We start from the raw sequence: 11199 nt of genomic DNA, 5'->3' as shown, positions 1-11199 counted from the left end.
AGATAATTGACCAAAAAGTCTAAACTCTATAATCTTAAATCCAATATCTACAATCTAATATCTACTTTACAATTTAAGGTGGTTATAGCAACGGGGCTCACCTCTTCCCATTCCGAACAGAGCAGTTAAGCCCGTTAGCGCCGATGGTACTACATATCGTGGAAGAGTAGGTCGCCGCCTTCTTATAATGAAAACCCTGACTCTTAGAGTCGGGGTTTTTTGTTTGGGATCTTTAATGAATAGGAATTAAAGAATACGTTGAGCTTTAATCATTTTATTTCCATCGATGGTTTTAATAAAAATAAGATAGTCAGTTTGCCCCCCAATATTACAATTAAGCTTTTGCAGTATCATCTTAGTTGATAACTGTATATTTTTAGCTATTAAATTAATATAAGCACCCGAATACCTTTTTTTAAGCTTCTTAAAGTTGATGTTTTCTACTTCTTCATTTAAATAAATTTTTCCAGGAAAATCATTAATGTATAAATCTGAAGTGTATAAATGAGTGTTGGTTTCAATTTTTTTCAATTTGTATGAATCACCTAACAAATCATAGCAACCTGACTTCATTATACTTGAGTTGAACTCATATATATATTTTAGAATAGGGGATAATTCAATTTCCTGTGTATTATTTTCAGTTTTATTCACTTCAGAATATGAAAAAATTTTCTTAGAGTCATAGTTAAAGAGTTTTATATCCCTAGTATTTTTTTTTCTCCAATCTATGATCCATAATAACTCTTTGACCTCATTTTTAACAGACATAACATGAAGTTCTTTTACTCCACTTAGTTCTTTATACCCCATTTCTATATCATACATTGGAGATGTTTTGATCATTAAAAATTTCGATTTTTCTTTAAGTAAAGTTTGATGTTCAAGGATATTTGGTAAGGAATCCTTAACTAAAAAAACTTTTTCATTCTTGTTTCTTCTAGCGGGGTCTACATAAATCCACTCATAGGTTTGTTGATCTGCCTCTAATTTTTTAATTGAATCCTGTTTATATACTTCGATATTATTACAGTCCAGTGCTTTAAAGTTAAACCGTGCTATTTCAGCTAACTCATTATTCTTCTCAATATAATGCAGTATATCTACTCTTTTAGAGAAATAAACATCATCAACTCCAAAGCCTCCAGTCAAATCTATCATAGAGCGGCCTGAAATAAATTTGGATTTGTGGTGGGCTGTTATTTCTGATGATGTTTGTTCTAGATTGAGTATAGGCGGATAAATGATTTTTTCATTTTTATACCATGTCGGAAGTTTTTTTCTTGCCTTGTTTTTACCTGTTATTTGATTGATAATCAAATCTTTTTCAATGGATTTGAATGGTATACCTTTCAATATAAGCTTAGGTATAGGCGTCTTCAAGTTTTCATTGATGTACTTAATCACATCAGGCTTAGATAACTCCTTATATTTATCTTCTGAGCTCATATAAAGCAATACCTAGAGACTGTGATACATTCAAACTAGAATTAATTCCGAACATCTCAATGTGGAAGATATGATCTAATTTATTCAGTATAGAATTATTAAGACCATGTTTTTCGTTACCTAATGCTAAAAGTACCTTTTTGGAATTAATTTTTTCAATATTTTTAAGAGATTGACTTGAGGTTGTAATTTCTATTCCCAGTTTTAGACCATTAAAATGATCTATAATGGATGTAGAATTTTCATAAAAAGAAACCTTTACATTCTTATCTGCTGATCTCGATGTTCTTTTAAAACGATTACTTTCTAGCTCTTTTTTGTTATCATGATGTATCCAAATTGTCTTTACACCAAAGGCTTCGGCATTTCTTATTATACTGCCGAGATTTGCAGGGCTATACATTTGATCTAAAAGGACTTCAACCTCAAAATGAAATTCTTTATTAAATTGTACTTCATTATGTTCAAGCTGATTTTCTCTCATAATTATTGTTGAAACGCATAAACTATCAAATTGGTACCCATTTTTAAAGCCTCTATTCTTACATTTTCAGGATCTCCATGAATAGAAGCATCTTCCCATCCGTTTCCTAAATCACTTTCATAAGTAAAAACGACCATTAATCTACCTGAGTTGTCTTCAATTCCAAATGCTTCTGCTGTCTTACCATCATGTTCATGAATTTTAGGTAAACCATCACTAAATTTGAAGTGAGTTGAAAATAATGGATGCTGACTTGATATTTTTTTCAATTGTTTTTCCGGAAAGACTTTTTTAATAGCTTTTCTAAAATAGGGATTGAGCCCATAATTATCATCTGCATGCAAAAAACCACCGCTTAACAAATAGTTTCTTAGGTTTTTAGCCTCTTCGTCCGAAAAATAGATATTGCCGTGGCCAGTTAAGTGTAAAAAAGCATAATTGAACAATTCAGGATCTGAGGCTTTGACTTCTCCGATATTGTCATCAATTTTACTGCTAGTTGCCTGGTTTACGAATTCAATTAAGTTTGGTAAGGAGGTAGGATTGCTATACCAATCACCGCCACCATCGTATTTTAATAAAGCAATTTGCTGCCCTTGCATGGTAGAAATTCCAATTAGCAAGCAAAATATTATTAGCCTCATAGTGTGTGTATTAAGTTGACAGTATGGCATGCAACTAATCCAGCTGTCTCTGTTCTTAGTCTGGATTCTGATAAAGAAATAGCTTTAAATCCCTTATCATTTGCTCTTTTGATTTCATCTCTTGAAAAATCACCTTCTGGTCCAATAAGTATGGTGTTCGATTGCTTCACGAGTTGAGATAGCTTCTCTTTGGGGGTATCTTCACAATGTGCAATCAACTTCGATGATTTAATTTCAGAAGATGTAAAATCTTTAAATGAAGTTAGTTGATTCAATTTAGGTAAATGCGTTTTAAGCGACTGTTTCATCGCAGATAAGAGCACTTTTTGATAGCGTTCCCATTTGATTTTTTTTCTTTCACTATGCTCGCATAATAAGGGAGTAATCTCCTGGATTCCAATCTCAGTAGCTTTCTCTAAAAACCATTCGAATCTATCATTAGCTTTCGTAGGAGCAATGGCGATGTGAAGGTGCGATGGGTTTGACAGAGTCACTTGTATCTTTTCAACTTCTATCTCGCATTTTTTAGGATGATTGCTTTTTAGGGTTCCACTGGCCAAGACCCCTTTCCCATTGGTAATATATACGTAATCACCGACTTGTTTTCTTAGTACTTTAGAAATATGCCTGCTTTCTTCCGGACTTACTTTTATAAGCCTTGTATTTTCATCAAAATCAGAATCGTAAAATAATTGCATTATTTAATTGTTTCTAAAACTAAAATCTCTTCTATCATTTTTGGGGAATAGCTTTTTAATATAAGATAATACCAATCCTGTTGTTCTAGATCTACCTTAAAGGTCTCATTAGCTGCTCTCATACTCGATAAAGCAGCATTCATAAAAGTTTCAGGGACATCTCTTTTTTTAAACCACCCAGAGTCGCCTCCTGTGTTTTTATTCATATCCATGGAGTAGCGTTGGGCTAAATCTTCAAACTTTCTAGTTTTGGTCATCACTAGAATATTGTCTCTAAGGTTATCTATGACCTTATACTCCATACGATTTCCATCAAAGAATATATAATTAAGCCTAAAGTGTTCGACTTCTGTTCTTTTGATGACTGTCAATTTTTTCTTTTTGGCGCGATTTAGTGTAATGCTTCCTCCTTCTTTAGTTTCGAAAAGCTTAGCAGCTAAACTCGAGTTGTGTTTTTCTTTATTGAAGATGGATAAAGTCCCCTGTGATTTCAATTCTGAAATTTTATCTTTAGTGAATCCAAAATCAGCAAATTTATCTTGATTATTTCTGAAGAGGGTATTTTGAGCATTGATCTGTAAACAAAATAAGGATAAGGTAAATAATAATAGTTTCATAAGGATGTTTTAATAGTATATCTAGCTTTCGAAGCAGTAGTTAAGGGTGAGAATTGGTTGTTTAAAAATTTATGATAGCCCACAATACCTATCATTGCGGCATTATCTGTGCAATATTCGAATTTTGGAATATGAACTATCCACTCTTTTCTATGTTGTTTATCTAATAAGGCCTCTCGTATTCCAGAGTTAGCAGATACACCACCACCTATAGCTATTTCATTAATGCCAGTTTCTTTTACGGCTTTATTAAGCTTTGACATCAAAATATCAACAACTTTATACTGAAATGAAGCACACAGATCTTCAATATTCTCTTCAATAAAATTTTGATTTTCTTTGGTTCTTTTTTGTAAAAAGTATAGAACTGAGGTTTTAAGACCACTAAAGCTAAAATCAAGTCCTTTAACCTGTGGTTTAGCAAACTCAAATTTATGTGGATCTCCCAATTTAGAAAGTTTATCTATTTCTGGACCTGCAGGGTAAGGAAGTTTCATCATTTTTCCGCATTTATCAAAAGCTTCTCCAATAGCATCGTCTAGAGTTTCTCCAATAACTTCCATATCAAAATAATCCTTTACTTTTACTATTTGAGTATGACCGCCGCTTATTGTGATACCGAGGAAAGGAAAATTGGGTTTAACCGAATCTATCTCATCTATAAAATGAACCAATAAGTGAGCTTGCATATGATTCACCTCTATGAGAGGGATGTTTAAAGATAAGCTTAACGATTTTGCAAAAGAACTTCCAACCAGTAAAGAGCCCATCAATCCGGGCCCTCTTGTGAAGGCAACTGCAGATAAATCTTTTTTACAAACCTTTGCTTTTTTTAGTGCCTGATCTATAACTGGAACAATGTGTTGTTGATGAGCTCTGGAGGCTAGCTCTGGAACAACACCTCCGTAGGCTTGATGGACATCCTGAGTAGCTACAATATTGCTTAACTTTTTGTCGTTATGAAACACAGCTGCCGAGGTGTCATCGCAAGAGGATTCTATACCTAAAATATAAATGTCTTTATTAGTTGTCATCTCTTGAAAACGGATTAAAACGTAATAACAAATCTAAATAAATTTGTGGCTTGTCTGTAAGCATTTAGGATTAGTATTTGATATATCTTTGAAAAAAAATTGTAAGAGTGCTCAATAGAATTTGGAATTTTGTTAAAAAAGTATTCTCAGGAATCCTTCTGCTACTCTTGCTGTTTTTCTTGGTGTTCCTTATTCCACAAGTTCAAACTTACTTCGGAAAAAAAGTAACCGCAAGCTTCAATGATACCTATCAAACCGATTTAAAAGTCAATGGCTTAAAGATCAATTATAAAGGTAACATTGAACTTAATGAACTTCTACTGAGCGATGAATATCAGGATACGATTATATACGCGAAATCACTTCAGACTTCGTTGGTCAACCTGATCAATCTTTCTGGTAACAATCTTCATTTTTCAAATACAGAGTTCGATCAATTAAAATTTAAACTTAAACAGTACCGAGGGGAGGATTATGACGAGTTTACTAAATTTCTAACAAAACTAGAGGATACAACTTCCTCTAACTCTAAAGATCCTTTTCAACTAAAGATAAATCGTGCCATCGCATACAACAGTGAGTTTGTGATTATCAACGAAAATATTGGAGCTGAGCCTACTTTCTACATCAAGAATTTAGATTTCAATTTATCTAATTTTAAACTTTTAGGCCCCGACTTAAATTTCAATATGAGAAGAATGTCTGGGTTCCTCAAAGAAGGAATTATAGTAGACGATTTCAGCACAGAGTTTGCATACACTCCTGAATATATGGAGTTTCAAAATTTAATTCTTGAAACTCCATATTCACTAATCAAGGGAAAGCTAGACTTCAATTATCAACGAGAAGACTTGAAAGACTTTCTGGATAAAGTTGATGTAGAGGCAAAGTTTGAAAATTCTAGTGTTTCCACTACAGATCTTCGTAAATACTATGAGGGTTTTGGTTATGGACATCAATTGTTACTTACAGGGAAAGCTAAAGGTCAGCTCAATAATTTAAAACTGTCATCTTTAAAGTTATCTGGTCTCGACTTTACACAGCTTCAAGGGAGCATCAAACTTGTAAATTCCTTTGGTGATTTACCTTTTAAAATGACTGGCTTTCCAATTGATATTGAGACCAGTTATGATGATTTAATTAGGCTATTCCCTACAGATCTAGAACCAACTCTCCCTGTCTATTTTAAAGAACTAGGTCAAACTGCTTTAAAAGGAAGAGTAGAAGTTTCAAACGATGTTCTTTTTACTGCTGTGGATATCAAAACCGAACTAGGAAATGCTAATGTCAATTTGAATTTCAATGCCTATCAAAACATAGAGAACGTTGAATATAGTGGATTTGTGGATGTATCTCAATTCGATTTGTCTAGTTTTTTCAATATCAACACTCTAGGAACTTCCACCTTTTTTATGAATGTTAATGGGAAAGGCTTTACTAAGGCTTCCCTAAATACTTTAGCAGTAGGAAAAATTAGCTCAATTGAAATTAATAATTACAACTATCAAAACATCCAATTAAATGGTAATTTAAAAGCTCCTTATTTTAAAGGAAGGCTTAAAAGTTTGGACCCCAACTTTTTATTTTCTTTTGATGGACTCATAGACGCCTCTAAAGAGAAAAATGCTTTTGACTTTAATGCAGATATACAGTATGCCAACTTATATGCCTTAAATATTGTGAATAATGATTCACTTGCAGAATTTAAAGGTAATCTTAAAGTAGACCTGAACGGAAACACAGTAGATGAACTGGAAGGTCAACTAAGTTTTAATTCATTTAAATATGAAAATTCAGAAGAAACTTATGATTTTGAAGACTTATCTGTAGAATCTAAGTTTTTAGATACTAAACAGACGATTCGCATAGAAAGTCCAGACGTTATTAGCGGTCAGCTCCAAGGTGAATTTAAACTGAGTTCACTTCCTCAATTATTTTCAGAAGCTATAGAGAATCTATATTTTGGAACAACAGAATCTACCTCCAAGGACTTTCAATATGTAGATTTTGACCTCAATGTATACAATAAGATTGTGGAAGTTTTCTTTCCTGAAATTGAAGTAGCTCCTAATACTTTTATTAGAGGAAGTGTAGATGCAAGTGAAGATAATTTCTCACTAAACTTTAGATCACCGCATCTTAAAGTGTATAATAATACCTTCGATAAAATTAATATTCAAATTGATACTAAGAGCCCACTCTATAACTCTTATGTTGAAATAGAAAAAATTATTACTGCTTATTACGATGTTTCAGATTTCAACATGATTAATGTGAATTTGAATGACACCTTATTTGTAAGAACAGAATTTAAAGGCGGAAAGTTGCAAAAAGATAATTTCAACCTGAGTCTTTTTCAAACTGTAAATGATAATGATAAATCAACTTTTGGATTTAAGCGATCAAGCATAATTTACAATGATAACCTCTGGTTTATCAATAGAGCCTCAGATAAAAATAATAAAATCAACATTGAAAGGGGTTTCCAAAATTTCAATATTGATTCCATTTTACTTTCCAGTGGTGAGCAAAAAATAATGCTAGATGGCATACTTAGGGATTCTACTTACAAGGATTTAAGATTAGAGCTTAGTAATATTAAGGTCGCTGATGTTATTCCAAGACAAGACAGTTTAGCTTTCAAAGGAATTATGAATGGTGATCTGGAAATCTATCAAAAAGACAATCTATACGCGCCCAATTTAGATCTAGTCATAGATGACTTTGAATTTAATGATGTTAACTACGGAGAATTTAAGCTCATTGCAAATGGCAATAAAGATCTGAGTTCTTTCGATTTAAGATCTGAACTACAGAAAGAAGATATTTCTATTTTTGACGCAAGCGGTACTGTGTTTACCGTTGAGAATGAACAGTATTTTGATGTAGGCATTGATTTTAATGAATTTGACATCAGTTCGTTTAGCAATTTTGGAGAAGACGTCATTTCACGAATCAGGGGAAAAGCTGTGGGGAAAGTTGATGTAAGCGGAAAGATCTCAGATCCATTCTTCAATGGAGAATTGAAATTGATTGATGCTGGTCTAAAAGTTCCTTATCTAAATATTGATTTTGATTTTGAAGAGAATGCCAGAATAGGTTTTAACAATAAGACTTTTGTTTTTGATGAAATAGGGCTTACAGATGTGAAGTATAATACCCAGGGTATTCTTAACGGCAGAATAAGCAATAAAAACTTGAGTGAATGGTACCTAGATCTCAATATCAGTTCTGATAATCTTGTAGCTCTAGATACTGAATTTAAAGAAGGTGATCTCTACTATGGAACGGCTTTTATTAACGGTAATGCATCTATTGAAGGACCAGTAGATGAAATCGAAATCAACGTTAACGCAGCGACAGAAAAAAATACTGTTTTCAAAATACCACTAGATGATTCTGAATCTCTAGGTGATAACTCGTTTATTTATTTCTTAAGCCAGGAGGATAAGCTATCTAAAGAAGCAGGTCGAAAGATTCGACTCCGAGAGGTGAAAGGTTTGAGCCTAAATTTTGATCTTGATATTACCAGAGAGGCAGAAGTAGAAATCGTTGTAGATCCTGTAAATGGAAGTAGTTTAAAAGGAAGAGGAGCTGGAACATTGCTGATAGAAATCAATACCAATGGTAAATTCAACATGTATGGAGACTTTGTAGCCTATGAAGGGGAGTATAATTTTAAATATTCTGGTTTGGTTCAAAAGCGATTCGAGGTCATTCCAGGGTCTAATCTCACCTGGAATGGAGATCCTGTAAGAGCAAATATTGATGTACAGGCAAAATACATAACAGAAGCAAATCCTGCAGTTTTACTAGAAAACCCAACAGTAAACCGTGAGATACCTGTGGAAGTTTTGATTTCTTTGGGTGGACAAATTGTACAGCCCGACATAGAGTTTAGCTTGAATTACCCCAACTTATCTTCAGTGGTCAAAAGTGAGTTAGAGTATAGAACACAAGGGCGAGAGAATACAGAGTTGCAAGCTCTTTCTTTGGTTACTCAGGGAACCTTCTACAGTAGAACTGGACTTGGTCAGAATGCTATTACTGGAAATTTAATTGAGCGAGCTTCTGGAATTGTGGACGATATAATTTCTAATCAAGATAATAAATTCAAATTAGGTCTGAATTATCAACAAAATGACAGAAGTCTTACGCAAAATAATCTTGCGGACAGGGTGGGCTTATCGATTAAAACTCAAATTAGTGATCGTGTATTGATCAATGGAAGATTTGGGGTTCCTGTTGGGGGGGTGACAGAATCTGTGGTCTTTGGTGATGTTGAAGTTAATTTTCTTTTGAACGAAACGGGTAGTCTGAGAGCTAACGTATTTAACAGAGAGAGTGATATCCAGTTTATAGGGGAAGAGTTGGGATACACCCAAGGCATAGGCTTAACTTATACAGTGGATTTTGACACTTTTAAAGAGTTATTGAGCAAAATTCTAAATGAAGAATACATTAGGAAACAAAAAAACAAAAAGGGCACTTCCGAGAATAAATCTATTGAAATTCCTTCCTATATTAATTTCCCTTCAAGCCGAACTTCTAACTAATGATCCTTTTCCAGTAGACGACCAAAACCAGGACTGAAAGTGAAAAGATAATAGCAGATAAAATTAAGAGGTCATATTGGTTATAAATTAGATAACCAGTACCAAATAAAGCAGAATAAACTCCTGCAACTCCAGCAACAAAGCCGATTATTTTGAACTTAAACCCTTCAAATTTATGTGGACCATTAAAAACGGTTTGTTCAAAACTATCAATGGTTTCTGCAGAAGACGGTTTAGTGAGTAGGGTGACACCAACCCAAATGATTGTGGTAATAACAACACCAAGAATTAGTTCTACATACGACTCGAGCTTCCAAAGTTGATTTGTTTTTCCAATGAAAAATGCAACTGCAATAAGGAAAGAAGAAAGCATTGCAGCTATCTCGCTGTAGGGGTTGATTTTATACCAGAACCATCTTAATATAAATAGAAGGCCTGTACCAGCTCCAATTTGTAGCAACAAATCAAAGGCTTCTTTTGCTTCTTCAAGTATTAGAGCTAATAAAGCAGAACAAACCATCATAATAAAGGTGGATAGCCTACCAACTCTTACTTTATGCGATTCTAGGGCCTCGGGCTTAACAAATCTCACATAAAAGTCGTTTACTACGTAACTGCTTCCCCAATTGAGGTGTGTAGATATTGTACTCATAAAGGCAGCAATCAATGAGGTAACCACTAGGCCAAGAAGTCCTGCGGGTAGATAAGACAACATTGCAGCGTAAGCAAGGTCATTTTTAATAAAATCTTTACTAAGATTAGGAAAAGCAGTAGCAAGACTTTGTAAATCTGGGAAGATGACTATCGATGCCAGCCCAATAATAATCCAGGGCCAAGGCCTCACGGCATAATGAATAACATTGAATAATAAAGTGGCTAAAGTAGCATGTTTTGTATTTTTAGCTGCTAGCATGCGTTGGACGATATAGCCACCTCCACCTGGTTCTGCTCCTGGATACCAAACGCTCCACCATTGCACTGCCAAAGGGACAATTAAAATGGGTACATAAACTTCGGGATTAGAAAAATCTGGAAATATGGAGCTTTTTTCACTTACCTCAGGTATAGAAAGTAATTCTTGTAGTCCACCAATTTGAGGCATGTCGATTATATAAAGCGTTGCCCAAACGCTCCCGGTGATGGCTATTGCAAACTGAATAAAGTCTGTGAGTATCACGCCTCTTAATCCTCCAAGCATAGAGTAAATTACCGTAACTGAACATGATATGACTAAAGATTCTAAAGCAGAAAAATCAAACATCACGTGTCCAATTTTAATCGCTGCTAAACAAACAGTAGCCATAATGACTATGTTGAAAAAAACACCGAGGTAAATCGCTCTAAATCCTCTTAAGAAAGCAGCGCTCTTTCCGCTGTAGCGCAATTCATAAAACTCTAAGTCTGTAGTGATTTCACTTTTTCGCCATAATTTGGAATAGAAAAAAACGGTGAGCATTCCTGTGAGCAGGAAACTCCACCAAACCCAGTTACCATAAACTCCATCATTTCTAACAATTCCAGCGACAAGGCCAGGAGTGTCTGCTGCAAATGTCGTCGCAACCATAGATAAGCCCAGGAGCCACCATGACATGTTTCTTCCAGACAGAAAAAAATTGCTGGCACTCTTTCCGCTTGTTCTGGAGGCGTAGAAGCCAATCCCAAGACTCAGAGCAAAAAAACCAATAATTATAATCCAATCTATGTTGCTTAAAAGCAT

General features: G+C 34.2%; 8 protein-coding genes and 1 rRNA gene. 2 read left to right on the top strand and 7 right to left on the bottom strand.

Annotated features, from left to right (window positions below):
• Positions 1-74: 74 nt before the first annotated feature.
• Positions 75-183 (top strand): 5S ribosomal RNA (rrf, locus tag F598_RS0109530).
• Between the two features lie 63 nt (positions 184-246).
• Here the strand turns inward: rrf and F598_RS0109525 are convergent.
• From F598_RS0109525 to tsaD, 6 genes are read right to left on the bottom strand one after another with little or no spacing between them, the layout of a single operon-like run.
• On the bottom strand, positions 247-1449 hold the full coding sequence (locus F598_RS0109525; protein ID WP_019038825.1) for an RsmD family RNA methyltransferase: 1203 nt from the start codon (positions 1447-1449) through the stop codon (positions 247-249).
• Positions 1433-1933 carry a TrmH family RNA methyltransferase gene (locus F598_RS0109520; protein WP_019038824.1) on the bottom strand — a complete coding sequence of 167 codons (501 nt, stop codon included), beginning with the start codon at positions 1931-1933 and terminating at the stop codon, positions 1433-1435. The genes F598_RS0109525 and F598_RS0109520 overlap by 17 nt, the downstream gene beginning before the upstream one ends.
• A gap of 2 nt (positions 1934-1935) precedes the next feature.
• Positions 1936-2577, bottom strand: coding sequence for a DUF4159 domain-containing protein (locus F598_RS0109515; RefSeq protein WP_033408501.1), 642 nt, complete (start codon positions 2575-2577; stop codon positions 1936-1938).
• Positions 2574-3275 (bottom strand): 16S rRNA (uracil(1498)-N(3))-methyltransferase, encoded by a 702-nt coding sequence (locus tag F598_RS0109510; protein WP_019038822.1) that lies wholly within the window; start codon positions 3273-3275, stop codon positions 2574-2576. The genes F598_RS0109515 and F598_RS0109510 overlap by 4 nt, the downstream gene beginning before the upstream one ends.
• Positions 3275-3892 (bottom strand): peptidylprolyl isomerase, encoded by a 618-nt coding sequence (locus F598_RS0109505; protein WP_019038821.1) that lies wholly within the window; start codon positions 3890-3892, stop codon positions 3275-3277. Before F598_RS0109505 ends, F598_RS0109510 begins: the two co-directional genes overlap by 1 nt.
• Positions 3889-4926: a tRNA (adenosine(37)-N6)-threonylcarbamoyltransferase complex transferase subunit TsaD gene (gene tsaD, locus F598_RS0109500; RefSeq protein WP_019038820.1), complete on the bottom strand. Its 1038-nt coding sequence runs from the start codon at positions 4924-4926 to the stop codon at positions 3889-3891. The genes F598_RS0109505 and tsaD overlap by 4 nt, the downstream gene beginning before the upstream one ends.
• A gap of 107 nt (positions 4927-5033) precedes the next feature.
• Between tsaD and F598_RS0109495 the strand changes: the two genes are divergently transcribed.
• Positions 5034-9482 carry a translocation/assembly module TamB domain-containing protein gene (locus F598_RS0109495; protein WP_019038819.1) on the top strand — a complete coding sequence of 1483 codons (4449 nt, stop codon included), beginning with the start codon at positions 5034-5036 and terminating at the stop codon, positions 9480-9482.
• On the opposite strand, the gene F598_RS0109490 is transcribed toward F598_RS0109495, so the two are convergent.
• Entirely contained in the window at positions 9475-11199 is a 1725-nt protein-coding gene (locus tag F598_RS0109490) for a sodium:solute symporter family protein (RefSeq protein WP_019038818.1), read from the bottom strand. The two genes, F598_RS0109495 and F598_RS0109490, sit on opposite strands and share 8 nt — an antisense overlap.

Origin of the sequence: Psychroflexus tropicus DSM 15496 (assembly GCF_000378765.1) — a bacterium.
GTDB lineage: Bacteria > Bacteroidota > Bacteroidia > Flavobacteriales > Flavobacteriaceae > Psychroflexus > Psychroflexus tropicus.
This window is presented reverse-complemented; position numbering and strand designations above follow the sequence as displayed.